General features: G+C 37.7%; 26 protein-coding genes. 15 read left to right on the top strand and 11 right to left on the bottom strand.

Going from position 1 to position 24,085, the window contains the following annotated elements; genetic code table 11:
- Window positions 1-21 precede the first annotated feature (21 nt).
- On the bottom strand, window positions 22-1,077 hold the full coding sequence (gene argC, locus RMB06_RS11265; protein WP_311079512.1) for an N-acetyl-gamma-glutamyl-phosphate reductase: 1,056 nt from the start codon (window positions 1,075-1,077) through the stop codon (window positions 22-24).
- A 184-nt stretch (window positions 1,078-1,261) separates the two neighbouring features.
- On the opposite strand from argC, the gene RMB06_RS11260 reads away from it, so the two are divergent.
- A complete protein-coding gene (locus RMB06_RS11260; RefSeq protein ID WP_311079511.1) occupies window positions 1,262-2,785 on the top strand; it encodes a hypothetical protein in 1,524 nt (507 codons plus the stop codon).
- Here the strand turns inward: RMB06_RS11260 and RMB06_RS11255 are convergent.
- Window positions 2,782-3,462 carry a SprT family zinc-dependent metalloprotease gene (locus tag RMB06_RS11255; protein ID WP_311079510.1) on the bottom strand — a complete coding sequence of 227 codons (681 nt, stop codon included), beginning with the start codon at window positions 3,460-3,462 and terminating at the stop codon, window positions 2,782-2,784. The genes RMB06_RS11260 and RMB06_RS11255 overlap by 4 nt on opposite strands.
- Window positions 3,462-4,133: a ribose-5-phosphate isomerase RpiA gene (gene rpiA, locus RMB06_RS11250; protein ID WP_000061060.1), complete on the bottom strand. Its 672-nt coding sequence runs from the start codon at window positions 4,131-4,133 to the stop codon at window positions 3,462-3,464. The genes RMB06_RS11255 and rpiA overlap by 1 nt, the downstream gene beginning before the upstream one ends.
- 101 nt (window positions 4,134-4,234) lie before the next feature.
- Between rpiA and ilvA the strand changes: the two genes are divergently transcribed.
- The 3 genes from ilvA to RMB06_RS11235 all read left to right on the top strand — a co-directional run bounded on the left by ilvA (window position 4,235) and on the right by RMB06_RS11235 (window position 7,932).
- Complete coding sequence (gene ilvA, locus RMB06_RS11245; protein WP_170814121.1) at window positions 4,235-5,782, top strand: threonine ammonia-lyase, biosynthetic; 1,548 nt, start codon at window positions 4,235-4,237, stop codon at window positions 5,780-5,782.
- Between the two features lie 143 nt (window positions 5,783-5,925).
- Window positions 5,926-6,576 (top strand): TrkA family potassium uptake protein, encoded by a 651-nt coding sequence (locus RMB06_RS11240; RefSeq protein ID WP_005069007.1) that lies wholly within the window; start codon window positions 5,926-5,928, stop codon window positions 6,574-6,576.
- Between the two features lie 18 nt (window positions 6,577-6,594).
- Window positions 6,595-7,932, top strand: coding sequence for a TrkH family potassium uptake protein (locus RMB06_RS11235; RefSeq protein ID WP_311079506.1), 1,338 nt, complete (start codon window positions 6,595-6,597; stop codon window positions 7,930-7,932).
- A 39-nt stretch (window positions 7,933-7,971) separates the two neighbouring features.
- On the opposite strand, the gene RMB06_RS11230 is transcribed toward RMB06_RS11235, so the two are convergent.
- Complete coding sequence (locus RMB06_RS11230) at window positions 7,972-9,123, bottom strand: phospholipase A (RefSeq protein ID WP_002120916.1); 1,152 nt, start codon at window positions 9,121-9,123, stop codon at window positions 7,972-7,974.
- 21 nt (window positions 9,124-9,144) lie between these two features.
- On the bottom strand, window positions 9,145-12,084 hold the full coding sequence (locus RMB06_RS11225; RefSeq protein WP_311079502.1) for an insulinase family protein: 2,940 nt from the start codon (window positions 12,082-12,084) through the stop codon (window positions 9,145-9,147).
- A gap of 381 nt (window positions 12,085-12,465) precedes the next feature.
- Between RMB06_RS11225 and RMB06_RS11220 the strand changes: the two genes are divergently transcribed.
- The 8 genes from RMB06_RS11220 (at window position 12,466) to RMB06_RS11185 (ending at window position 18,142) form a co-directional block, all read left to right on the top strand.
- Window positions 12,466-13,470: an adenosine kinase gene (locus RMB06_RS11220; protein ID WP_057075247.1), complete on the top strand. Its 1,005-nt coding sequence runs from the start codon at window positions 12,466-12,468 to the stop codon at window positions 13,468-13,470.
- A gap of 16 nt (window positions 13,471-13,486) precedes the next feature.
- On the top strand, window positions 13,487-13,795 hold the full coding sequence (locus RMB06_RS11215; RefSeq protein WP_002121079.1) for a Rieske (2Fe-2S) protein: 309 nt from the start codon (window positions 13,487-13,489) through the stop codon (window positions 13,793-13,795).
- Window positions 13,796-13,820: 25 nt separating this feature from the next.
- Entirely contained in the window at window positions 13,821-14,429 is a 609-nt protein-coding gene (locus RMB06_RS11210) for an OB-fold-containig protein (RefSeq protein WP_017480984.1), read from the top strand.
- Between the two features lie 378 nt (window positions 14,430-14,807).
- Window positions 14,808-15,002 carry a cytochrome oxidase putative small subunit CydP gene (gene cydP, locus RMB06_RS11205; RefSeq protein ID WP_005073962.1) on the top strand — a complete coding sequence of 65 codons (195 nt, stop codon included), beginning with the start codon at window positions 14,808-14,810 and terminating at the stop codon, window positions 15,000-15,002.
- On the top strand, window positions 15,002-16,588 hold the full coding sequence (locus tag RMB06_RS11200; RefSeq protein ID WP_014206957.1) for a cytochrome ubiquinol oxidase subunit I: 1,587 nt from the start codon (window positions 15,002-15,004) through the stop codon (window positions 16,586-16,588). The genes cydP and RMB06_RS11200 overlap by 1 nt, the downstream gene beginning before the upstream one ends.
- Window positions 16,585-17,730 (top strand): cytochrome d ubiquinol oxidase subunit II, encoded by a 1,146-nt coding sequence (gene cydB / locus RMB06_RS11195; RefSeq protein ID WP_311079500.1) that lies wholly within the window; start codon window positions 16,585-16,587, stop codon window positions 17,728-17,730. The genes RMB06_RS11200 and cydB overlap by 4 nt, the downstream gene beginning before the upstream one ends.
- A gap of 10 nt (window positions 17,731-17,740) precedes the next feature.
- Window positions 17,741-17,842, top strand: a complete 102-nt coding sequence (gene cydX / locus RMB06_RS11190; RefSeq protein ID WP_002120988.1) for a cytochrome bd-I oxidase subunit CydX — start codon at window positions 17,741-17,743, stop codon at window positions 17,840-17,842.
- Window positions 17,843-18,142 carry a cyd operon YbgE family protein gene (locus tag RMB06_RS11185; protein ID WP_004791954.1) on the top strand — a complete coding sequence of 100 codons (300 nt, stop codon included), beginning with the start codon at window positions 17,843-17,845 and terminating at the stop codon, window positions 18,140-18,142.
- A gap of 12 nt (window positions 18,143-18,154) precedes the next feature.
- Here RMB06_RS11185 and RMB06_RS11180 read toward each other — a convergent pair whose 3' ends face one another.
- The 6 genes from RMB06_RS11180 to RMB06_RS11155 form a co-directional block, all read right to left on the bottom strand.
- Window positions 18,155-18,679, bottom strand: coding sequence for a GNAT family N-acetyltransferase (locus tag RMB06_RS11180; protein ID WP_005068982.1), 525 nt, complete (start codon window positions 18,677-18,679; stop codon window positions 18,155-18,157).
- Window positions 18,680-18,757: 78 nt separating this feature from the next.
- Window positions 18,758-19,429 (bottom strand): DUF2057 domain-containing protein, encoded by a 672-nt coding sequence (locus RMB06_RS11175; RefSeq protein WP_017480982.1) that lies wholly within the window; start codon window positions 19,427-19,429, stop codon window positions 18,758-18,760.
- Window positions 19,430-19,650: 221 nt separating this feature from the next.
- Window positions 19,651-20,247, bottom strand: coding sequence for a nitroreductase family protein (locus RMB06_RS11170; RefSeq protein WP_002121011.1), 597 nt, complete (start codon window positions 20,245-20,247; stop codon window positions 19,651-19,653).
- 189 nt (window positions 20,248-20,436) lie between these two features.
- Window positions 20,437-21,549 (bottom strand): signal recognition particle-docking protein FtsY, encoded by a 1,113-nt coding sequence (ftsY, locus tag RMB06_RS11165; protein WP_005073955.1) that lies wholly within the window; start codon window positions 21,547-21,549, stop codon window positions 20,437-20,439.
- A 120-nt stretch (window positions 21,550-21,669) separates the two neighbouring features.
- On the bottom strand, window positions 21,670-21,996 hold the full coding sequence (locus RMB06_RS11160; protein ID WP_002120920.1) for a hypothetical protein: 327 nt from the start codon (window positions 21,994-21,996) through the stop codon (window positions 21,670-21,672).
- Between the two features lie 99 nt (window positions 21,997-22,095).
- Window positions 22,096-22,455, bottom strand: a complete 360-nt coding sequence (locus RMB06_RS11155; protein ID WP_002120892.1) for a hypothetical protein — start codon at window positions 22,453-22,455, stop codon at window positions 22,096-22,098.
- A gap of 216 nt (window positions 22,456-22,671) precedes the next feature.
- Between RMB06_RS11155 and RMB06_RS11150 the strand changes: the two genes are divergently transcribed.
- The 3 genes from RMB06_RS11150 (at window position 22,672) to RMB06_RS11140 (ending at window position 24,054) form a co-directional block, all read left to right on the top strand.
- Entirely contained in the window at window positions 22,672-22,905 is a 234-nt protein-coding gene (locus RMB06_RS11150) for a hypothetical protein (protein ID WP_002121063.1), read from the top strand.
- A gap of 199 nt (window positions 22,906-23,104) precedes the next feature.
- The gene (locus RMB06_RS11145) at window positions 23,105-23,479 is read left to right on the top strand and encodes a DUF2750 domain-containing protein (RefSeq protein WP_005802084.1); all 375 of its coding nucleotides are present in this window, start codon (window positions 23,105-23,107) and stop codon (window positions 23,477-23,479) included.
- A gap of 143 nt (window positions 23,480-23,622) precedes the next feature.
- Window positions 23,623-24,054: a CBS domain-containing protein gene (locus tag RMB06_RS11140; protein ID WP_002121094.1), complete on the top strand. Its 432-nt coding sequence runs from the start codon at window positions 23,623-23,625 to the stop codon at window positions 24,052-24,054.
- The last annotated feature ends 31 nt before the right edge of the window (window positions 24,055-24,085 follow it).

Raw genomic sequence — 24,085 nt, 5'->3', positions numbered from 1 at the left:
TGTGAAGCAAAAAAGAGTTTTTTATGGTAATAAACCAATCCCTTGTAAGCCTTCTTCTTCATTAAAGCCAAACATAAGGTTCATATTTTGTACAGCCTGACCAGATGCACCTTTTATAAGGTTATCTTGAGCCGCCAAAATAATTAGTTTATTTGGTTGTGGTTTATACAAAGCAATACGAAGCTCATTTGCACCGCGTACACTACGTGTTTCAGGTGAACTATTTGCAGGCATAACATCTACGAATTTTTCATTAGCATAGAAGTTTTCATACAAAGCTTGTAAGTCTGTCTGCTTACCAGCTTCTGTCAAATCTACATAAATTGTACTCAGCATACCGCGAATCATAGGTACTAGATGAGGAACAAATAAGAGTCCATCAAACCCGCCCTTTTGTCCTGCAATATTTTCTAAGGCTTCTACAATTTCTGGATGGTGACGATGACCTGCAACACCATATGCTTTAAAGTTATCAGCGTTTTCACTATAAATCATGCCCAAGCTTGCTTTACGGCCAGCACCAGAAACACCAGACTTCGCATCAATAATAATATTTTTGGTTTCAATGAGTGCTTGTGATGATTTTAATAGTGGCGCTAAACCTAATTGAACAGTCGTCGGATAGCAACCAGGGTTACCAATAACTTGAGCTTGTTTAATTTTTTCGCGGTTTAACTCAGTTAGACCATATACAGAATCTTTTAGTACATCTGGGCAAGCATGCTCCATACCATACCATTTTTCAAATTGTTCAAGATCTTGTAAGCGAAAGTCTGCTGCTAAATCAATAACTTTAGTTCCAGCTGCAATTAAATCTTTGGCATGTTGCATGGCAACACCATGTGGCGTTGCAAAAAATACAACATCACACTCTTTTAATGCATCAATGTTTAAATCTGAAAATTGAAGATCTGTATGTCCACGTAAATTAGGGAACATATCTGCAACTGGTTTGCCCGCTTCTGTACGTGAAGTAAGAACTCGAACCTGCGCTTTAGGATGTCGTAATAAAATACGTAATAGTTCAACGCCTGTATAACCCGTTCCACCAACAATTCCGACAGAAATCACGTGCATTACCTCAATTTTTGAATCTATACTTGGGCAGTAGTATGACAGGATGTCCAAGCTTACAAAACCATTTCATGCTTGGTAATTTTAATTTTTTTAATTTTAGCGACAATCAGATAGCACTTACTGGACTGTCATAACCACATAAATATCAGCAAATAAATACCAGATTAATTTTTGGAGAGCTAGGATGCTTCATCAATCAAAAGAAACAAAATTACGCACATACCTTGGCTTGAGCACATTCATTTTAAGTGTAGCCCTTACTGGTTGCGGAGGTGGAGGTAATAGTGGAGGCAGTTCACCCACTACACCAACGCCAGTTGACCCTACACCTGAAGCAACAACTGATGTTACTTTAAAAACCCCTGTAGAAATGCGTAATATCCAGCTTAAAGTATATGACAACACCAACAACGCTGTTCTAGTGGATACTTCTATTGCGAGTTTAAATAGCTTTAATGTCAAAATTCCTACTGCAAAATTGAATCGTTTATATCGCGTAGAAATTACAACTCAAAGCTCATCTCAAGTGTTTGACCCCATTACTCCACAATACCAAAACTTGTCAGGTATTTATCATGCATTTATTACACCAAACAGTGTAAGTGGCAGACTCCAATTCATTAGCCCAAGCAGTGAAGCAGTTTATCAACGAGCTGTCATACGTTCAGGACAACTCCCTCAAGAAACGGTTGACCCAACCCGTATTGAGCAATTACATGTAGATTTAGCTTCTCAAGATGTCTACAAATCGTTAATGAATGCGTTTAAAGATGCTGACATTCCAAGTTTAAGTCCAGCTAATTCCCTTCTGAATTTAACTTTGTTGCGATACTCAACTACTAAACCTAGTACATATGTAGATAGTTATCTTAGCTTTGGTTACTTACAATATTGGTCAACGATTCATGGCGAAGCAAACAGCTACCAAGAACTTGTTAAAAGTTTAGCAACTGATTTAAAAGATGGCTTTTTGGATGGGAAAAAACTTCATGGGGATCAAACATCCTTCACTCCTATTTTCACAGCTGCTCCAGATAATATTGATCCACTAAAAAATACACTGTTAGATATTGCAGCTAATCAAAAAGTAACGCGCGATTACTTTGGAACCAACCTAAAAGCATTTACTTTGCAATTGGCTCAGGCTAATTCACAACAGTCTTTAGATCAGACGGGTTATGATCTACTGGATAAAAAACAATATTCAGGGGTCGTACCTGTCGGAAATACGACTGACTTTTTCCGCATAGATGGTGCTGGTGATTATCGTCGCGCTGTAGGTTTTAGCGGCATTACAGCCACCTGCAACGGTTCTGCATATCCTTGCAAACAAGGTTTGACCAGCATTAATCTTTCCGACCCCAAACTACCAGCTACAGACTATCTAGTGGGTCATTACGAAGACACTGCAACAGGTTGCCAGCTTAATTTCCGTGCGAATGGTCAAATCGACTTGAGTAAAGGCTCACAAATTTATCGTGCTGCTTTAAGTGCTGATAGTACCGATAATTTATTGCAAACAGATGCTGCCAGCTCAAGTTATTTACTCAATTCAAGTTCAGCCGAACCAAATAACACGACGCAACAATACAACTTTATCCAATTATCTATTAAAGCAAATAAGATCATGAGTGCTAAAGCAGGTTTAGATAGCCGGAAAGCACCCGATAGTTTACAAACACCTCAACTAGAATGTGCCTTTAGTTAAGCTGAAACATACCACCATGCAGGCAATGGATTTGATTTAAGTTGTCTGCGGTGTTTTTGAAAATATGGATCGTATTTTTCAACTTCTGCCCAAAATGCAGGACTATGGTCAAAATGTTTAGTATGCACCAACTCATGAATAGCCACATAGCGAGCAATTTCGTGTGACATCAGCACCAATCCCGCATGTAGCATAATATTATGCTGGCTACTACAACTTCCCCACCGAGTTTTCGGGCGGCGAATTGTACACTCCCTATAAGCCAAATGAGTGTGCTCACTTAATTTTTTCAAAAGCTCTGGCAATTCTTGTTTCGCATAGGCAATAACTGCGTTTTGCAATGCCAAATAAGGCTGTGTATCTTTAATAAATAAAGAGTTGTTTTCCCAGTCGAATTGAAAAACACGATGCTGCTTTTGAACAATCACTTGAAATGGCTGTTCTTTATTAAAGAAATAAATTTCAGAAGGAATATCAATGGACACCGATTGGACGTTTTGTTGTTTATTCCACGTTTCGGTTAACCATTGTTCAGATTGCGCTAAAAAATGCTGAATTTGTTTTTTACTACAAAATAAAGGAACCGTAAGACGGATTGAAGCAGGCTCAACACGTAAGCGCAATTTTCGTGCTCTTACGTGTCGAACGATTTTAATCTCTGGCATTTTTGCAGACATTACTGTGCTGTACGCTCTTCAATACCATTATTTGTCGCAACAATTGCGATCGTTGCTGGATTTAACGCAAAAATACCGTTAGTCACAACACCTGGGATATTATTGATAGTCTTTTCCAAATCAATTGCGTTTAAGATGTTCAAATTAAATACATCTAAAATAACATTACCGTTATCTGTAACTACACCCTCACGATAAACCGGATCACCACCTAAACTTACCAATTTACGAGCTACAGCCGAACGCGCCATTGGAATAACTTCTACTGGAAGTGGAAAATCACGTCCAAGTTGATCAACCCATTTAGAATCATCAACAATACACACAAATTTCTTAGCGATTGATGCAACAATTTTTTCACGAGTTAATGCTGCGCCGCCACCTTTAATCATATGCATATGGCGATCAATCTCATCTGCACCATCAACATAGGCATCTAAGCTACCTACATGGTTCATATCAACCACTTCAATACCAAGTTTTTTAAGACGATCAGCAGTTGCTTGAGAACTTGCCACAGCTGCTTCTAATTGTAATTCAGGTAATAAATCAATTAGAAAATTTACGGTACTTCCAGTCCCAACACCCAAAATGCCACCTTTGGGTAAGTGTTTTAAAGCAGCTTTCGCAGCAGCTTGTTTCTTTTCATCTTGGGTTGCATATAGGCTCATTACATCACTCAACTATTTTTTGACATTTATGCGCCAATAAACGGCGCAAATGCACAAGGGTTTGCTACAATAATTTCCTATTTTAAACTGTTATAGGGAAGATGAACATGCTGTCTCGTGTGGTACGACAAATTTTACAAGCAACGGTTTATGATGTTGCAATTGAAACACCTCTCGAAGCAGCTCCACGAATTAGTCAAAAATTAAACAATACAATTCGTTTTAAGCGTGAAGATTTACAACCCGTTTTTTCTTTTAAATTACGCGGTGCCTATAACCGTATTAGTCAATTACCTAAAGAACAACTTGAACGCGGAGTAATTTGCGCCTCTGCTGGCAACCATGCTCAAGGCGTAGCATTGTCAGGACAAAGACTAGGAATTCCCGCTATTATTGTTATGCCAAGCACAACACCTGACATTAAAGTTCAGGCTGTTAAACGCTTAGGTGGCCAAGTCGTGTTACATGGCGATAGCTTTGATATCGCAAATAAATATGCTCAACAACGTGCAGAAGTTGAAGGTCTTGTATTTATTCCACCTTATGACGACGAGCTTGTCATTGCAGGTCAAGGCACAATTGCCAATGAAATATTACGTCAATGGCGTGATGTAGAATATGTGTTTGTTGCTGTAGGTGGTGGTGGCCTTATCTCAGGCGTAGCTGCTTACCTTGGTGAAGTTGCACCGCACGTAAAAGTTATTGGTGTTGAATATGAAGAGTCTGCTTGTTTAAAAGCAGCTTTAGAAGCAAATGAACGTGTAATTTTGCCACATGTAGGCCTATTTGCAGATGGTACAGCTGTTGCACAAATTGGTGCTTTACCATTTGATATTATTCGTTTGCGCAAATCTGATAATTCAGGACCAATTGTTGATCCTGATATTGTCACTGTGAATACAGATGAAATCTGTGCAGCAATTAAAGACACATTTGATGAAAACCGCAGCATTGTTGAACCTTCTGGAGCAATGGCTTTAGCGGGTATCAAAAAATATATTCACGAGCATAAAATCAGTAATAAAAATATGGTGTCGATTGTTTGCGGCGCCAATATGAATTTTGACCGCCTACGCTATATTGCCGAACGCACCGAGTTAGGTGAGCAACGTGAAGCGATTTATGCAGTTACCTTATCTGAAGAAAAAGGCGCATTCTTAGGCTTCTGTCGTGCTTTACAAGGTCGCAATATCACTGAGTTTAACTATCGCGCAAACAATACAGACGAAGCGCAAGTATTCGTCGGTATTAGTTTAAAAGGTGGAGATGCAGAGCGTCATGAAATTTTAGAGCAACTTAAACAGCAAAACTATGTAGTTGATGACCTTTCTGACGATGAAGTTGCAAAATTACATATTCGTTATTTAATTGGCGGTCACGCAAATCTAGATGATGAAAGATTGTTCCGTGTTGAATTCCCTGAACGTCCGGGTGCGCTCTTAACCTTCTTAACTCGTTTAGGTCCAACCCACAACATTACCCTCTTCCATTACCGTAACCATGGTGCGGCAGAAGGACGTGTGTTAGTGGGCTTACAAGCAACTGATGCGAAACAAAACCCTGATGGATTGATTGAGACTCTCGAGCAGATTAATTATCCGTATGCAGAAATTACTGATAATGTTGGCTACAAACGTTTCTTGAAATAATCTTTAGTTTTAATGAACAAGCCGACAAAGTTGTCGGCTTTTTTATACAATCTTTTATATTTCTAGCATCTTTACATTGCTTCTCTTTATCTTAAAGAAAATATCCTTAAAAATAATGATCTAACTCGGAAAAAAGGAACAACATGGCACAGTTTGCAGTCATTGGCTTAGGTAGTTTTGGAGCAACAGTTGCTCAAGAACTCACAAAATTGAATCATGATGTTATTGGCATCGATACGGTAAAAAAGAATGTCGAAAATCTTGCCGACGTTTTAACTCATGCCGTCATTGCTGATGCTACTGACGAACATGTGCTTGATGAATTAAACATTCAGAACTGTGATGCGGTCGTTGTTGCAATTGGTGAAGATATTGAAGCCAGTATTTTGTGTGTACTGAACTTAAAAAATCTCGGCATTGATAAAATTTGGGTAAAGGCAAAAACCAAAGCTCATCACACCATTTTGTCACACCTTAATATCAATAAGATTATTCATCCTGAAGAAGATATGGGGGTAAGAGTTGCTCAAGCCCTGAATTACCCAATGGTAAGTCGCTATATGTCTTTAGAAGATGATCATTACATTATCAAAATTGAGATCCCAGATAAGCTTAATGGCATCAATTTATATGGCATTATGCAGCAAGCTCCTCAAGTCAAAACATTGCTCGTGAAAAGACAGCAACAAATTTTGTTTGAGACTGAAGAAAATTTCACTTTGCAAACACATGATATTCTTATTTTAGAAGGTCATTTATCACAGTTAAAGAAACTTTCTAATTGCTTCTTATAAGAAAACGAACTCTAGAATATGTCCATATATCCCAAGCCTCATAAAACGTTAAATTTAAGCCCTCCTTCTCTTTTAGCGCTAGGGTTTTTAGGCTTTATTACTTTTGGCACTTTATTGCTTAAATTGCCATTTGCGAATACAGGCAATGTCAGTTGGATGGATGCGCTTTTTACAGCCACCTCAGCAGTTACCATTACCGGTCTATCCGTTTTAAATATTCATGAGTCTTTTACCCTCTTTGGGCAAACTATTATTTTATTGCTGATCCAGTCTGGCGGTTTGGGATTTATGACTTTTGCGATATTGGCAGCATTAAGTTTGTCACCAAAAGTTGGTCTTAAACAGCAAATGATGGCTCAAGATAGTCTCGGGCAAACGAGCCTATCTAAAGTTACTTTTGTTGCTAAAGGCGTTGTCACCTATACTCTTATTTTTGAGCTGATTGGTACAATTATTCTCACGACTGCTTTTACACCAACATACGGGTTTGCACGTGGTTTATATTATGCAGTTTTTTATAGCATTTCCTCATTCAACAATGCTGGTTTTTCATTATTTTCCAATAGTTTAATGAATTTCCAAAGTAACTATATTATTTGTATAACCATTAGCATCCTTTACACTTTAGGTGGTCTTGGTTTTTTAGTACTCATGGATATTAAGCAAAACAAAAGATGGAAAAAACTAACACCAAATAGCAAGCTTATTCTTACCACCATTGCAATTATTAACCTCGTTGCGTTTATTTTAATATGGGCTTTAGAAGCTCAAAATCCCGCGACTTTAAGGATGTTAAACTCAGGTGAACAAGCCTTAAACGCTTGGTTTCAAGCAACCGTCCCTCGTTCCTCAGGTTTTAATACCATTGATACAGGTGCAATGACCAATAGTAGCTCGCTACTGATGATGTTGCTGATGTTTATTGGTGGTGGTTCACTGAGTACAGCGGGTGGAATCAAAGTTGGCACCTTTGTCATTTTAGTGCTTAGTGTAATTTCATTTTTACGCCGTACAGATGAAATTAGGATATTTAATCACTCTGTATCTCATGAAACGACCTATAAAGCATTAGCGGTAACCGCTATTACGAGCATCCTCATCTTCATGGGCTTCTTTATTCTTTTACTTTTAGAGCCTAAAGCAGATTTTATGAATTTGCTTTTTGAGGTTGTTTCTGCCGCATGTACAGTGGGTCTCTCTCGTGGAATCACACCAGATTTACATAATGGTAGTTTATTCATTTTAAGCCTACTCATGTTTGCTGGAAGGCTTGGACCTTTAACACTCGCCTATTTAATCGCTACTCCGAAAAAGAGTCGACTCAAACATCCTCAAGCCAATATTCAAATTGGATAATAAAAAAGCCGCTTTAAAAGCGGCTTTTCTTATAGCTTCTTAGTACCAATTCAAGAGCGATACACCCAAACCAGCATAAGTTGCTCGATGGTTATAATCAATTAGGCTTTCACCATAACCGTTAAACAACTGGAAATGTCCGCGTAACTTGCCACTGATTGGAAAAGCCCAATCAAATTGCACAGCACCATGAGAGTCATCACCACCTTTCAATGAATGACGCAGCATTAAAGAGAAGTCATTCTGCTTCCACTTATAAAACGCTGTTAAATCACCACGACCAATGTAATCTTCCATATCCGGATTATTATCATCTTTACTATCTTCTTCAAGACGAATCCATGGACGAAGCATTAAAGCAAAATTACCACGCTCCAATCCAACATTAAAGATTACACGGTTCCAGCTACGAGATAATGGATCTGAGCGACCATTTGACTGATGGTTTAAGGTAACTCCAAGCAAACGCCCATCTAAACCAAGCAACTCGTAGTTCGTTCTAAACATTAAACTTGCTTCTGGCTCATAGTTCGTTTCACGGAATGGGCGAGATTCTTCAGCATTGAACGTCTGCCAGCGTGAAGATTGTGTATACCCTACCCACAAATCACCATTATTTCCAAAAATATTTTCCCAAGCTTTGGTTTTCAAAGAAATCTGAAACTTACTTTCTGTTGATTTCAGATTCTGAGCATCCGTTACAGTGTTATTTGGATTTGGACTACTCGGGAATTCATTCTTGTCACTGGTCCAAAATACAGGTAGTAAATAGACTGGCTGATAAGCACGAATATTCCAAACACCTAGCTTACTTTTTTCAGATAACTCCCAACGTTGATCTAGCAAAGAAGTAGTAGGTTCAAGTGTAGGCGCTTTACCAATCACTTTAATATTACTAACTGTATCTACAACCTTCTCTTTAAATGTTTCTGGTTGAACAGCGGGCTGATCGATTTTTTTAACAGGCTCAGGTACTACCGCGGCTTGCACAACAGGTAGAGCTGCTGGCTTAAATACAGAGTCGTAACAAGCTAGACGATCGGCATTCGAAGCAAGAGCAACACATGCATCAACTGTGGCAGGGTTTGCTGGAGCTAAGGTATCAGCATATGTTACAGACGCACATAAACAGCTAAGCACGATTCCCATGCTTAGCTGTAAAGATGTGCGTTCAAATTGTTTGAACGCCATGTTCAATCTCCAATTTTTATTTTAATTAACTTGTTGAATGGTAAAACCTAATTGCTGCAATTCGTCACGTTTAGCAAATGGCGCAACTACAGCTTTTACAGGAGTTTGCTCTACTAAATATTGACGAGCAACACGTTTTAAATCATCCAATGTTACATGCAACAATCTTTCACGCAAAGTACGGCGGAAAGCTGGTGTTCTCGCATGCAACAATGCATAACATGCTGTAATCGCTTCACCTGCTGGAGAGCCTGGTTTATCCATACTTGCCACTAAACCAAGAATTGCTTCTTCAAGCTGATGAGGTTGTTGCTCTGTATTTAATAACCATTGCACGCTTGCTTGAAAGTCTTTAAACGTCTCTGCTAAACGTGGGTCACGGTAACTGAAGAAACGGAATGAGCATGCATTTCCATCATAACTAGCGCCGCCACCATAAGCACCACCTTTTTCACGGATAGCACTGTGCAAGAATCCGTTACGTAAATAAGCTGCCAATACCATTAATGGAGCTGCATCTGGATGCGATACTTCTACGGCTTGATATGCAGACGCACAGAATTGAACGTTTGCCTGAATTAACCATGCTTCATGATTATTATCATTAGCTTGTTCTACTTGAGTTAACTCAGTTGTAGCTGTATCAACATTCAACTTATCCCAAACATTCTGGATTTCTTCAACCAAACGTTCAGATTGATGTTCTTCACACACTAGTAAGAACTGTTTAGGTGCTTGCAACAACTTACTATGAATACGTTTTAATTCTGCAATCAGCTCATCGTAAGCGGCATCATCTTGGGTAATTTTAGTAACAAGCTCACCCAACCAATTCAATGCACCTAAACCCGTGTTTTGATAGTCACGTTGAGCCAAGGCACTCATGTTACGAGAAGCAATCTGCATCGCATAGCTGTGACCTGAACCAGATAAACGAGATTGCCAACGTGTTTTACGTTGTTGCAGCAACTCGATAATTCGTTCTTTCTCATCAAATCGGAGCTGTTCAAATGCTAATTTTAATAAATGAATTGCATCAAATTTCTGAGTCAACGATTTAGTCGTTAAAGTTAACCAAGCACTAATTTTATCTTTATCATCAACTTTACTACGTAAAGAAGCGCCCATTCCTAAACCACCACTTACAGCGGTTTGCAAGTTTTGTAGTTCAAGATAGCCATATTCGCCTGCACCCACTTCACCCATCAAAATAGAAAGCAAATTGAAGTAAGGTGACTTCACAATATCTTCAGGGATCTGGATAAGTACTTGTTGATAGTAAATGCCGTTAGTACCCGCATGGTACAAGTTCAACGGCGTATCCATACGATTACAAATAATTTCGCGTAACTGACCTTGCACAATATGCAAGTCAGCAGGTACATCTTCCAAACCTACTTTTGGCAATAACTCAAGATTATCAGGAGTGTCCTGACGTTCCTCTAAAGCCTTAGTCTTAGCAATGATTTCAGCCTTATCAGCATCAGTTAGCTTTTCACCAATAGCTGCTAAGCGTGCTTTTTCAGCTTCTTGCTCTTTTACAGACTTGGTTGGGTCTGGAACTAAAGTCATCTGTACGCGATGAGGGTTGTCGAGCAAATGTGTTTGAATCAGATTTGATAACCACATTGGGTCCTTCAACTCTTCTTTAACTTGTGCAATTGCGCTGTCAACATCCCAAATTTGGATTGGATCATTATGGTGAATCGCACCACTTAAGCCATTTAAAATTAAACTTAAGCCATAAGGTGTACCGTCGCCATTAATTTCACGTTGATGTAACTCGATTTGATGCAAAATTGCATCGACTAAATTACTATCAATTGGTTTTGCAGCAACCTCACGCAGAATATTTAAAACACCCTCTCTAAAGCTTTGCGCATGTTCTGGATTTGAACCTTGAACACCACAGTAGAAAGTCATTTCAAAATTACTATCGTCTACGCCCATTAATGGACCTGTTGATTGAGCGTAGCCACAAGTTTCTAGGTAATGACGGAGTGGCGAAGCTGAATTTTCTAATAAAATTCCTTCAACCAAACGCATTCCTAAACGCAATTTAATGTCATTTGCTTCCGGTAATAACCAAGATAAAACATGATAAGTTTTATCTTTTAAATCATCACTATCAACACCATAGTTTTCTGTTACTTCAATTGGGGCAGCTAAACGTTTTTCAGGCTTAGAGTATAGCGTTGTTCCCGCCGAAAACTTGTGTAGAGCTAGTTTTTCAAATTGCTCTTGTAGTTCATATGCTGTTTGATTACCAAAGGTCATGAATACAGCATTGCTTGGGTGGTAATGGACTTTATAAAAATCGACTAACTGCTCATACGTTAAATCAGGAATATCTTTCGGATCACCACCTGAATTGTAATGATAGGTCGTTTCAGGAAATAAATGATGGGCCAACTGATGATAAAGTTGATCAGACGGCGCACTCATTGCACCTTTCATTTCATTAAAAACAACCCCTTTATATACAGGTTGACCATTTTCCAGTTCAATACGAATACCTTCTTGAGCAAAATCAAGTGGATTCAAATTGGCAGCAAATGCCGCATCAAGATAAACAGAAAGTAAGTTTTGAAAATCTTTTTTGTTTTGAGTAGCGAATGGATATGCTGTCCAATCTGCTGCTGTAAATGCGTTCATAAAAGTATTTAAAGAACGACGAATCATTAAAAAGAATGGATCACGTACCGGAAACTTTTCAGAGCCACACAAAGCCGTATGTTCTAAAATATGTGCCGTGCCTTTAGAGTCCATAGGCTGTGTTCTAAAAGCAACAAGAAATACATTTTCATCATAATCAGTTGCCAAGTGATAATGCACCGCACCTGTGACTTTATGCTTATATTCAGACACTAAAATATCTAATGCTTCTACATGGTGCTGACGTAGCAACTGAAACGCAGGGTGAACAGTTTGAGAAATGGTTTCAGTGACATCTACAGTCATGTGATCTCCTAACATATCGGATAAGTGAATAAGTCTCATTATAGCCTGAGTCAGCTTGAGATTGGCGAACAAAAGCCAAGTAAAATACTATGTTTTTGTTGAGTATTAGTTTTCATTGGCACTGCTTTGATATCAAGCATATAGCCATGAATGTTTTATCCTAACAGAACAAAAGCTTTTAATTCTATGTATATGATAGATATTAAATAAAAAAGCTTATCAATTTTATCTCAATGATCTATCTTCGAATCTAAAGATATTCACACAATAATATTTTTCCACTAATTTTTGATTTAACTGAATTTTATTCAACAAACTACAGCAAATCCAAGCAATGGTGTAAACTTAGCAACCTGATTTTTTTATTTTGTGACAACACATATGGCAACTGTAGATCTTTTTGCAATTGGTAATGCATTAATCGACCAAGAATTTAAAGTGTCTGATGATTTTCTTAGTCAGCAAGGCTTGCAAAAAGGCACAATGCAGTTGTCCGATGGCGACACTCAATCTGCTCTTTATGCAGAGTTAAAACAACATCAAGATTATAAAGGTCAAGCAAGTGGTGGTTCTGCTGCGAATACTACTGTAGCCTTTAGTGCATTAGGTGGAACTGCTTTTTATGGTTGCCGCGTTGGTAACGATGATTTGGGTTCAATTTATCTGCAAGGTTTAAATGAAGCTGGCATCCAAACCACTCCAAAATCAATCAGTGAAGGCGTGACAGGTACCTGCATGGTACTCATTAGTCCTGACTCTGAACGTACAATGCATACCTATTTGGGCATCACTGCTGAACTTTCTCAAGATCAAATCGACTTTGAACCGTTAAAAACAGCAAAATGGCTTTATATTGAAGGTTACCTTTCTACAAGTGAAACAGCGCGCAAAGCTGTAAAACAAGCCAGAGAAATTGCAAAAGCAAATGGCGTTAAGATTGCTTTATCTCTTTCAGATCCTGCCATGGTGCAATACGCTCGCGAAGGCTTAGAAGAGCTCATGGATGATGGCGTAGATTTACTATTTTGTAATGAACAAGAAGCCTTAATGTATACAAATACAACAACTGTTGAAGATGCTCTTGCTCAATTACGTTTTAAAAATCATACAGTAGTCATTACACAAAGTGCTAAAGGTGCTTTAGTTTCTAACTCTACTCAACATTTCCATGTGGCAGGCCGTCATGTAGAAGCCGTTGATACCAATGGTGCTGGCGATGCATTTGCAGGTGCATTCCTATATGCCCTAAATCATCATCAAGATTTGAATGCTGCTGCACAGTTAGCTGTCTTAATTTCTAGTGAAGTTGTTTCTCAATTTGGCCCACGTTTAGCGATTAATGATTATGCTAAACTTCTTGAAAATTTTCAGAAGGAATGTGCTTGAAATGGAAAGGATCTGTATGACGGAAGAAGTTCCTGAGCGTGAAGCTAGAGCTTTTGACACTTTACAAGGAACTACTATTTTCATTACGCAACGTGATGGCGCATTCTATGCTTATCAAAACTTATGCCCTCACTTGCAAACAGAGCTTGAATATTTAGAAAATCAATTTCTTGATCAAGACCAAGAATATATTCAATGTTCTACCCATGGTGCTTTATTTACTGTGGAAACAGGCGAATGTATCTCAGGACCATGTTTAGGTGATTTTTTAAATAAAGTTGAGATTAAAGTACATTCAGATGGCGGTATCTATATCGTAGACTGAAGCGATAAACATTAGAGTTTCTGCCATGGCTGATTTCTTTTTCAATTATTATCTTATGCCATTTCACTTAAGTGTAGTGGCTTTGATATTACTCAGCGTGGTAGAAACCATTGGTATGTATATTGGACTTCGTCCAAGTCAATTACTCAAAAAAATTGCGCCTGTTTGGCTTTCTAACTCGCCACTACTTAACGTTAAATTTTCTAAAGCTTTAATTTTCGTTTTTTTACTTATCAATTTTAGTTTTGCAGGCTATTTTTTACAGCTCTCTTTCTTTGCAATCCAGCATTATTTTATTTCACCATTTTATTTAATCGTCCCAGCCCTTGTCATCGCAATCTTTTTTACTGTATTCATGATTCACTGCCTTGACCAAGTAATTAAACCAAAGCTTACTCATACAAACTATAATCTTTTAGGACGTTTAGCGACAGTTTCCAGTGGTAATGCTAGACCTGGGTTTTCTGCCCAAGCGCGTGTGCGTGATGAATTCGGCCAGCTACATTACGTTCAAGTCGAACCAGAATACGGCGAACTCGAATTATACTCTCAAGTTATCCTTGTGAGAGTGCATAAAAGCCATTATGTAGCCAAGAAAATTTCTATATCAAACGATCTTTTCGCCCCCGATTAAACTCTTACTACTATTCTATTTACTTACTGCTTTTAGCAGGCTTTATTACGCCTATATTTTATTATTTTCTTTTTAATTAATTATTTATTATTCCAACCATTTTAGTTTGAAATATAACTTATAAATATAATATACAACTATTTTAGTCGGTATTAAATTAAAACAAACTATTTTAATCAACTTAATATTTTTATTTACAACTGTTTTAGTAGGATTTAATAATCAATTCAGACTATTTTAGTATAGTATTTATTTTAAAATATTAAGTAATTGTTTTATATAAATTAATTATTTAAATATTCATTTAAAATATATTTAATGTTTATTTTTATTATATTTTGATTAATAATAAAATTAATATCAAATGAGGTTTAATTTATGAGCCTTAATTTTAAAAATCTTAATGGTCGTTTAGTTAAAGAAATCACTATTATTCTAATAATAAAAATAGTGCTTCTCTTAACGATCAAACATATTTGGTTTGATGCTCCCACCATCCCCAAAAATTTTGACAATCAGGTCGCCGAGCATATTGCTGGCGATAACATTTCCCACATTAAGGAGACACGTTGATGATTTCTGAAAGCGTGGTTGATCTTTCGCGGTTTCAATTTGCGATGACCGCAATGTATCACTTTCTTTTCGTCCCTTTAACTCTAGGTTTGGCATTTATCCTTGCCATCATGGAAACCACTTATGTCATTTCTGGTAAAGAAATTTACAAAGATATGACTAAATTTTGGGGAAAATTATTTGGTATTAACTTTGCTTTAGGGGTAACAACTGGCTTAACAATGGAGTTCCAATTTGGAACAAACTGGGCTTATTACTCACACTATGTAGGTGATATTTTTGGTGCTCCATTAGCAATTGAAGGCCTTATGGCATTCTTTCTTGAGTCTACATTTATTGGTTTATTCTTCTTCGGATGGGACCGTTTAAGTAAGGTTCAGCATCTAGGCGTAACGTGGTTAGTCGCTCTAGGTTCTAACATGTCAGCACTCTGGATTTTAGTGGCGAATGGTTGGATGCAAAACCCAGTAGGTGCTGCATTTAACTTTGAAACCATGCGTATGGAATTAGTTGATTTCGGCGCACTTATCTTTAACCCTGTAGCTCAGGTGAAATTCGTACATACCGTTTCTGCGGGCTATGTAACTGGTGCAATTTTTGTACTTGCCATCTCAAGCTATTACTTACTTAAAAAACGTGATCTTCCTTTCGCACGTCGCTCATTTGCAATTGCTGCCATTTTCGGTCTTGCATCTACACTTTCAGTGATTCTGTTAGGTGATGAATCTGGCTATGAGCTCGGTGATGTTCAAAAAACTAAACTCGCAGCGATCGAAGCCGAATGGGATACTCACCCTGCTCCTGCTCCGTTTACTTTGTTTGGCGTACCAAATCATGAAGAAATGCGGACAGATTATGCAGTTAAAATTCCCTATGCATTAGGTTTAATTGCAACTCGCTCAACAACCAAAGAAGTTACTGGTCTTAAAGACCTCATGCAGCAGCATGAAGTTCGTATTCGCAACGGTATGCTTGCCTATGCTGAACTTGAAAAATTACGTGCAGGTGATCGTTCACCAGAGTTATTAGCCTCTTTTGAAAAAAATCAAAAAGATTTAGGTTATGGCCTACTTCTTAAGAAATATGCACCCAATGTAGTTGATGCAAGCGAGCAAAATATTAAAGCTGCTGTAAAAGATACTGTTCCAAATGTTACAGCGCTATTTTTCTCTTTCCGCGCAATGGTTGCCTCTGGTTTCTTAATGCTATTACTCTTCGTTTTAGCGACTTGGGCTGTAGCAAAAAGAAATGCTGAAAATAAACCTTGGCTACTGAAATATGCATTGTTGGCTCTACCGCTTCCTTGGATTGCTGCACAAACTGGCTGGTATGTAGCTGAAGGTGGTCGTCAACCATGGTCTATTGGTGAAATTCTACCAACCCACCTCTCTACTTCTAGTTTAAGTACTGGTGACGTATGGGGTTCGATTATTGCGCTAGCAGCGTTCTACACGGCTCTTTTGATTATTGAAATGTATTTAATGATCAAATTTGCTCGCTTAGGACCAAGCTCTCTACACACTGGCAAATATCATTTTGAAAAGCAAGAACCGAAAGCAGCGGTTAATGGGGAGGCCTTATCATGATTGAATATGAATTATTGAAAATCATTTGGTGGGTGTTAGTTGGCGTACTTCTGATCGGCTTTGCTCTTACCGATGGCTTTGATATGGGGTCTATGGCTCTCATGCCTTTCGTTGGAAAAACCGATAGCGAACGCCGTGCTGCAATCAATACAATTGCCCCACACTGGGATGGTAATCAGGTCTGGTTTATTACGGCAGGTGGGGCACTATTTGCTGCATGGCCAATGGTTTACTCAGTCGCTTTCTCAGGCATGTACTGGGCACTGTTGTTGGTTCTATTTGCACTTTTCCTAAGACCAGTAGGTTTCGATTATCGCTCTAAACTTGAAAATACCAAATGGCGTAACTCTTGGGACTGGGGTCTGTGCATCGGTGGTACTGTTCCAGCGCTTGTGTTTGGTGTGGCCTTCGGTAATTTGTTTTTAGGTATTCCTTTTAGTTTAGATAGCACATTACGCTCTGAATATACAGGCAGCTTTTTTGCCCTTCTTAACCCCTTTGCTCTAGTTTGCGGTGTGGTAAGTCTGTCTATGCTTTGTGCACATGGCGGTGCATGGCTCATGCTACGTACTGATGAAGCTTTAAAACAGCGCTCTGCCAAAGCCACTCAAATTATGACAATTATCTTTTTAATTTGTTTCCTTGTAATTGGAGCATGGCTGTATTTCGGGCAAGTTCCAGGTTATAGCTATGCTGTTGCTATAGACCCAAATACTGCGCTTAACCCTTTAGCTAAAGAAGTGATTACCAATAGCAATCCAGGTTGGATGAACAATTACAGCACCTATCCAGTGACTAAAATTGCCCCTGTTCTTGCCATCTTAGGCGCAATCATTGCAATTTTTGCATCTTCAAAAGCAAAAGCAGGCTTAAGTTTTACTGGTACAAGTTTAATGATTGTAGGAGCAATTTTAACTGCTGGTTTTGCCCTATTCCCATTCCTACTTCCATCTAGTATCAATCCTAACTCTAGCTTGACGATGTGGGATGCTGTATCAAGTCACCTTACTTTAGGCGTTATGACAGTTGCTGCTTGCATTTTTGTTCCTCTTATTTTGATCTATACCAGTTGGTCTTATTACAAAATGTGGGGAGTCATCACTAACAAACATATCGAGTCAAACTCGCATAGCTTGTATTAAGGAGAAAACTATGTGGTATTTCGCATGGATCCTAGGTATTTTGATGGCATGTTTTGCGGGTGTACTCAGCGCGCTTTATATCGAACATCATCAAGATTTAGATGAGGAATAAATGATGGCAAAAGCAATGACAGCATCAAATCATCGAAAAGCTCAAGCATTTGCAATGGCCCTTTCTTTTCTGTTGGCATTGCCTCTTGCTGCAATTTTGTTGGTTTATCCTTCACTCATGCTAGATGCTAACGGGCACTACAATCATAGCCAGCTTATGCTGGTGATGATTGGTATTTCTGGTGGCTTTATTTACGGAGTGGGTTTCGTACCTAACTTCTGGTTATGGAAATGGCTATTTAGCCCGTGGGTGGCTTGGCCTCTCATGCTTTTAGGTTATTACATCTGGTTTCTAACCTAAATTAAAAAGACCTCATCTGAGGTCTTTTTTTATTTCCACCAACTTAATAGATACTTTTGGCACCCCTACATTTGCTTCAACCGGATATGGCTGTTCATTACCCGTTTTCACATATCCACGTCTTTCATAATAAGCGATCAATTCAGAACGGACATCTAGCACATACATTACGGCGCTGGTCAAATGGGGATCTTCTTTCAATGCATATTGCTCTGCATATTCTAAAACAGATCGACCCACTCTCATATTTTGAACTTGAGGATCAGTACAAAATGTTCCAATCTCAACCTGATTATTTTCAAATGTAAGCCCAATACAAGCAATAAGCTTGGAAGCAGAAGTTTCCGCTATCAATAATGTTGAATTCCTAAGTTGTAGTTGTGCTTCTAATTGAAACTCTGTAATACGCTGTCCTTCTACCCAATCAAGTTCTGTTGTCCAACTTCTATCTTGTTGTTCTCGATAGGACTTATTAATTAAAACTACGAGTTGTGGAATATCAGGAAATTGAGCTGAACGGAAATTTAAATTATTCATAAAATATACTTAGGCTATTTATAAAAATTCTAAAAATAAAGCCGATATTAAATCGGCTTTATTTTAAATAGCAATAAATTAATTTGATTGTTCAGCTAACCACGCCATAAATTTTTGACGCTCAGCTTTAGAAGCTTTTTGCCAAGTTTCTACTAAACGTTGATCATTCGTTTGGGCTACGCCTGTTACAGGCATAGATGTTGGAGCTGGTACAGCCACCTGAACAGAAGTAGGTTTAGCAGAGGCATAAACTGCCTCAGGCTGCGATTTAGATGATTTAGTCGTAAAGTCAGTGACTTTTCCTAATAAGCCCGTTGCAAACCATGGTTTTGCCTCATTGTTTGCACCAGTTTGTTGTACGATTAATTCATTATTTGCGCTATACAAAGCCACAGTTGGTTGCTCAGCATATTTCTTTGCTTGTTCAAATTGCTTTGGTGCATCTACCATTCTGAGCTTATAAGTTTGCCCATCTTTGAGAGCCGGAGTTTGAATTGTGACTACTCCAGATTTAACAATGTCATGCTCCCCGCTTAAATGTTCAAAGTATTCTTGATAGCGCACACTTAAGCTTGTTTCACCAGCATCGACTTTATAATTATTTTTAGATGAACGAAATAACCCAGAGTTGACTTCCTGACCATTCACCGCAAGGATTACAATTTCCTCTGGTGCTGTAATTGTAACTGCTGAAAATACCGAACCGCTGAGTAATAAACCAATTGCAGCAACACCTAATCTTAAAGTCATCTGTCTCTTTCTCTGTGTTTGATAAGCTATTAAATCATGAGCAATATGCAATATGATTGTGACTATTTTATGACAAAGCATTTATCGACTAATTTCTTGATTTATTTTTTTGAAATATGCATTTGAATTTCATAAATTTTCGTTTTATATATTCTTCCTATTCATTCTAAAAATATATAAAAAGCACCTAAAATAGGTGCTCTTTTTTAACTTCAATTAAATTAATTGAAAGTTTTGAAACGATCAGCATCATTAATAAATGCTTTTTCACCTGCTGGTGCCTCAACCGAACCAAATACTAATTGAGCACGTAATTTCCAAGTTGCAGGAACATCAAATGCTTCAGCTGCGTCTGCATCGACAATTGGGTTATAGTGCTGTAAAGAAGCACCTAAACCAAGCTCTGAAAGCGCAGTCCAAGTTGCAAATTGAGCAATTGCACTTGAGTGTTCAGACCATACTGGGAAGTTATCCGCATATAGTTCGAATTGCTCTTGTAAGCTTTTAACAACAGCTTGGTCTTCATAAAATAAAACCGTGCCAACACCCGCTACAAAGCTATCAATTTTTGCATTTGTACCAGCAAAAGCTTCTGCAGGAACAATTTTGCGCAATGCTTCACGAACTAAATTCCAGAATTTAGCATGAGATTCACCGTATAGTGTCACTACACGTGAAGATTGTGAGTTAAAAGCTGAAGGACTATGTTTAACTGCTTCACGGATAGTTTCTTCAATTTTAGTGCGATCTAATGCAACGTTTTTACCAATTGCATAAATTGTACGACGGTTTTTAATTTTATCTAAGAAAGTAGACATTTTGTTATTTCCTACCTATTGATTTGACCAAGGGTCGTTGTTTGGGAATGAGTACAGTGTATTAAAGTCATTTTTCATAATCAGCATTAAAAATATGACAGTTCGTTTTATTTTCGCAACAATAATAAAAGATATACATATAAAAAAAGCTTCACGATTTAGTGAAGCTTTTTAGGGTTACCAATCAATTTACTTATCAGTTTCAAACAGCGCAGCAACAAAAGATTTAGCCGAGAATGGTCTTAAATCATCAATTTTTTCACCTACACCAATAAAACGAATTGGCACATGGGTACGGCTTGCAATATTAAAGAGTACACCACCTTTAGCTGTTCCATCCAACTTGGTAATGGTAATACCCGTTAAACCTACAGCTTGATCAAACTCTTGTACTTGGTTAATCGCGTTTTGACCTGTTCCTGCATCTACCACCAACATAATTTCATGAGGTGCAGTTGCATCAATTTTCTGCATAACACGTTTAACTTTTTTGAGTTCTTCCATCAAGTTACTCTTATTATGTAAACGACCTGCCGTATCCGCAATTAATACGTCAATTCCTTTAGCACGAGCACTTTCAAAGGCATCAAAAATAACAGAAGCACTATCAGCTCCATGACCTTGCGCTACTACAGAGATATCATTACGTTCACCCCAGATCTGTAATTGCTCAGTTGCTGCGGCGCGGAATGTATCACCAGCAGCCAACATCACTTTTTTACCTTCACCTTGTAAACGTTTCGCCAACTTACCAATTGTTGTAGTTTTACCCACTCCATTTACCCCAACCATCAAAATCACATACGGTGATTTATTAGGGTCAATATGCAATGGCTTAACACGTGGAGCCAACAAAGCAACCAACTCTTCTTGTAACGCTTTATATAAAGAGTGGGAATAGATCAAATCACCACGAGCTGTACGTTCTGTTAAATTGGTAATGATGGTTTTAGTTGCTTCAACGCCAATATCTGCAACCAATAATTGCTCTTCGACTTCTTCAAGTAACTCATCGTCAATTTCCTTTCCACCAATCAAGATATTGACCATACCATCAGCGAAATTACGACGAGTTTTAGTTAAGCCTTCTTTCATCCGGCCAAAAAAACCAGTTTTTGGTTGTTCAGCCGCTGTTTCTGTAGAAGCTACTTCTTCTTTGGCTACTTCAATATTTTCTTGTGATTTAGCAGGAGATTCAACGATGGGAACATCGATAGCAGGTAAATTAGGTAATGTGACATCGTCATCACCGATCTCAGCATCTATCAAGAATTTATTTTGCATATTCGATTGTTGCTCCATGCGGATTCCTTGAAAAGCAGCGCGTTTAAAAAGATAAAGTTTAGCATAAATTCAAAATTTTGCCTGCCACAATAGTGCTCAAAAAGCTTTGGAAACCAAGAATTAGCCTGATTAACCTATTTACTGAGTATCTTCCTGAGCAAGTGCTGGATATTGTCTTATATGAGCACCTTCAAATTGATATGCATGCATTAACTTTAAATACTCTGCTCTATGAATTTCTGATTGAGCTATTAGCAGCTCAGCCATATCCTGAGTTTTAGGATAAGTAGCCTGATGAGAGAGTTGTATAATTCGTTGATATTGTTCCGGACTAATAGGCCGAAGTAATGCTAAATATGACAGCACAAAAATACAGCCAATGACAATAACCACAAATAGGTTAAAACATTGATCAACTTTTAACTCAGACTTTAATTTAAGAAAATTTTGTTTGAATATGAGCATGACCTACCTCGAATTAGTGTAGTGTAGGGTTCAATACTCATAAGCACAAGATCAAACATCCAGTAAGGCCAAGAATCGTACCTTACTGGATAATAATACTTAGCTTATTAGTGAACGAATGACGGAAAAGTATAAAATTGCTGCAATAATTACCAAGACTAAAAACATCGCAAAAATACTTAAACCTTCTTCAGCATCGGCTGGATGCAGTTCGTCTTCGTCAGCAATTTTTCTCAGTTCACCATCATAAACTTGATAAAACCAGTTTTTTTGTGCAGGTTCCAAATGCCGTGCAAAGTCAAATACCCTTTTGCGCTGAGCAAGACAATAATCCCCTAAATGGATCTCTTGATGAAAGATCGCTTCATCTAATAGTTTACGATGATAATGGGCTAGTTCTATGATTTGTTCCTCTCTAGGTGGAGTATCAAAAACAAAGCCATCGATAGTATTTGTCATATTTTATTCTCCTTGTCTTTTATTCTCATATTGATTTTACTCAAAATTATTTGTGAATAATGTTTAATCATGTATCCTAATAGTGAATTAACTGGTATGCACCAATAGTTGACAAATCCATTAATTTGTAATATTAGTTTAATAATTCTAAGTTAAATTAATTTAAAGGCAGTGGCCTTTAGAAAAAGTAATCATAATTACAATAAGGAGTTTTCTATGATTCAACGTATCTCTCATCATGATTTAGAACATGTGTACGCAACTGCAGTAAACACAATTCACTCTCAAATGAATTTTCAGGATGCAGTTGCACAGTTAGAAGAAGTTGCTCGCGCTGGGCACGGTAAAGCTGCTCTGTTTTTAGCAGAATTGTATTATCAAGGTTTCCGTGTTGAACGTGACTCACTTAAAGCACAATATTGGCAAAAGTTAGCCACAATGCAAGCATAAAGAAACGTCACCTAGGTGGCGTTTTTTTACGTCTGTAAATAAGTAAAACTAGCAATTTATCTAAAACTTTAGCCACTTTAAGTAAAGGATATGAATTTCACAGCTGGAATATTTGTTTACGATTTGATACCTGTTTAAACTGAAATGTCATCTGATTTTTTTATAATAAGCAAGACAAGTTAGAACCTTTAAATTCAAAATGAAAAGTTTAAGTAATCTACAACCGGTTTCAAGAGACTTGATGATTAAGATTTATATTTTAAGAACCATGATGTATTGCGGGGTTCTTTGGGGATTATTTCATCAAGGATGGGCAATTAAATCAGATCAGGAAGACTTTATTTTTCCTTTTTGGCTTAATGGCTTACAGGCACATCGCTACGCAAAAGAGCATTGGCCACATTACAAACCAAGAAGAATTACACCTAAAGATTTCCATGAGTCTTTACTACCAACATTAACTCGACTCAACGTTACTCCTGCTCTTTTTAATTCATCTCATAGAAAATTAAAGTTATCTACACAGCAAATGCAGCATTTCTTTTTCAAACATCCGAATTGGCAAGGAGCGTAAACTTTTCTTTAGGTTCTTAATCTCTATTAGAATGCTTTTTGAACGCTTGAGTGTAAAACTTGTATTTAATGACTATCCAGTCTTTGCATTTTTATAAAATCAAGCTAATTTAAAACAAAATGATAAAACACAGGACAGAAGAAATGACAATCGTTGCACAAGTAATCAAGAACAAAGCAGAGCAAGATATTTTTACAATTTCTCCAGAAGCCACTGTCCTTGAAGCAATTAAGATTATGGCGGATAAAGGAATTGGTGCGCTCGTCGTAGCTGAGGGTGAAAAAGTTGTCGGAATTTTGTCTGAACGTGACTACACACGAAAAGTAACGCTTATGGAACGTTCATCATATAGCACTACGGTTGCTGAAATTATGACATCTAAAGTGCTTACAGTAAGCCTAAACAATACAGTTGAAGAGTGCTTACAGCTTATGACAGATCGTCACTTACGCCACTTACCTGTATTAGACAATGAAAAACTAGTTGGATTTATTTCTATTGGCGACTTAGTAAAAGCTGCGATGGAAGATCAAAAAAACCTCATTGAACAATTAAAACAGTACATCTCTGGTTAATTATTTCATATAAAAAATGGGCATTTATATG

Origin of the sequence: Acinetobacter sp. V104_13, from assembly GCF_031798995.1 — a bacterium.
GTDB lineage: Bacteria > Pseudomonadota > Gammaproteobacteria > Pseudomonadales > Moraxellaceae > Acinetobacter > Acinetobacter pittii.
Note: the sequence above shows the minus strand (reverse complement) of the source record. Positions and strands in the feature narration are given on the sequence as shown.

Bases quoted from the DNA above. Each gene is read 5' to 3' on its own strand.
- argC (WP_311079512.1), bottom strand. From the start codon at position 1,077: ATGCACGTGATTTCTGTCGGAATTGTTGGTGGAACGGGTTATACAGGC.
- RMB06_RS11260 (WP_311079511.1), top strand. From the start codon at position 1,262: ATGCTTCATCAATCAAAAGAAACAAAATTACGCACATACCTTGGCTTG.
- RMB06_RS11255 (WP_311079510.1), bottom strand. From the start codon at position 3,462: ATGTCTGCAAAAATGCCAGAGATTAAAATCGTTCGACACGTAAGAGCA.
- rpiA (WP_000061060.1), bottom strand. From the start codon at position 4,133: ATGAGCCTATATGCAACCCAAGATGAAAAGAAACAAGCTGCTGCGAAA.
- ilvA (WP_170814121.1), top strand. From the start codon at position 4,235: ATGAACATGCTGTCTCGTGTGGTACGACAAATTTTACAAGCAACGGTT.
- RMB06_RS11240 (WP_005069007.1), top strand. From the start codon at position 5,926: ATGGCACAGTTTGCAGTCATTGGCTTAGGTAGTTTTGGAGCAACAGTT.
- RMB06_RS11235 (WP_311079506.1), top strand. From the start codon at position 6,595: ATGTCCATATATCCCAAGCCTCATAAAACGTTAAATTTAAGCCCTCCT.
- RMB06_RS11230 (WP_002120916.1), bottom strand. From the start codon at position 9,123: ATGGCGTTCAAACAATTTGAACGCACATCTTTACAGCTAAGCATGGGA.
- RMB06_RS11225 (WP_311079502.1), bottom strand. From the start codon at position 12,084: ATGACTGTAGATGTCACTGAAACCATTTCTCAAACTGTTCACCCTGCG.
- RMB06_RS11220 (WP_057075247.1), top strand. From the start codon at position 12,466: ATGGCAACTGTAGATCTTTTTGCAATTGGTAATGCATTAATCGACCAA.
- RMB06_RS11215 (WP_002121079.1), top strand. From the start codon at position 13,487: ATGACGGAAGAAGTTCCTGAGCGTGAAGCTAGAGCTTTTGACACTTTA.
- RMB06_RS11210 (WP_017480984.1), top strand. From the start codon at position 13,821: ATGGCTGATTTCTTTTTCAATTATTATCTTATGCCATTTCACTTAAGT.
- cydP (WP_005073962.1), top strand. From the start codon at position 14,808: ATGAGCCTTAATTTTAAAAATCTTAATGGTCGTTTAGTTAAAGAAATC.
- RMB06_RS11200 (WP_014206957.1), top strand. From the start codon at position 15,002: ATGATTTCTGAAAGCGTGGTTGATCTTTCGCGGTTTCAATTTGCGATG.
- cydB (WP_311079500.1), top strand. From the start codon at position 16,585: ATGATTGAATATGAATTATTGAAAATCATTTGGTGGGTGTTAGTTGGC.
- cydX (WP_002120988.1), top strand. From the start codon at position 17,741: ATGTGGTATTTCGCATGGATCCTAGGTATTTTGATGGCATGTTTTGCG.
- RMB06_RS11185 (WP_004791954.1), top strand. From the start codon at position 17,843: ATGATGGCAAAAGCAATGACAGCATCAAATCATCGAAAAGCTCAAGCA.
- RMB06_RS11180 (WP_005068982.1), bottom strand. From the start codon at position 18,679: ATGAATAATTTAAATTTCCGTTCAGCTCAATTTCCTGATATTCCACAA.
- RMB06_RS11175 (WP_017480982.1), bottom strand. From the start codon at position 19,429: ATGACTTTAAGATTAGGTGTTGCTGCAATTGGTTTATTACTCAGCGGT.
- RMB06_RS11170 (WP_002121011.1), bottom strand. From the start codon at position 20,247: ATGTCTACTTTCTTAGATAAAATTAAAAACCGTCGTACAATTTATGCA.
- ftsY (WP_005073955.1), bottom strand. From the start codon at position 21,549: ATGGAGCAACAATCGAATATGCAAAATAAATTCTTGATAGATGCTGAG.
- RMB06_RS11160 (WP_002120920.1), bottom strand. From the start codon at position 21,996: ATGCTCATATTCAAACAAAATTTTCTTAAATTAAAGTCTGAGTTAAAA.
- RMB06_RS11155 (WP_002120892.1), bottom strand. From the start codon at position 22,455: ATGACAAATACTATCGATGGCTTTGTTTTTGATACTCCACCTAGAGAG.
- RMB06_RS11150 (WP_002121063.1), top strand. From the start codon at position 22,672: ATGATTCAACGTATCTCTCATCATGATTTAGAACATGTGTACGCAACT.
- RMB06_RS11145 (WP_005802084.1), top strand. From the start codon at position 23,105: ATGAAAAGTTTAAGTAATCTACAACCGGTTTCAAGAGACTTGATGATT.
- RMB06_RS11140 (WP_002121094.1), top strand. From the start codon at position 23,623: ATGACAATCGTTGCACAAGTAATCAAGAACAAAGCAGAGCAAGATATT.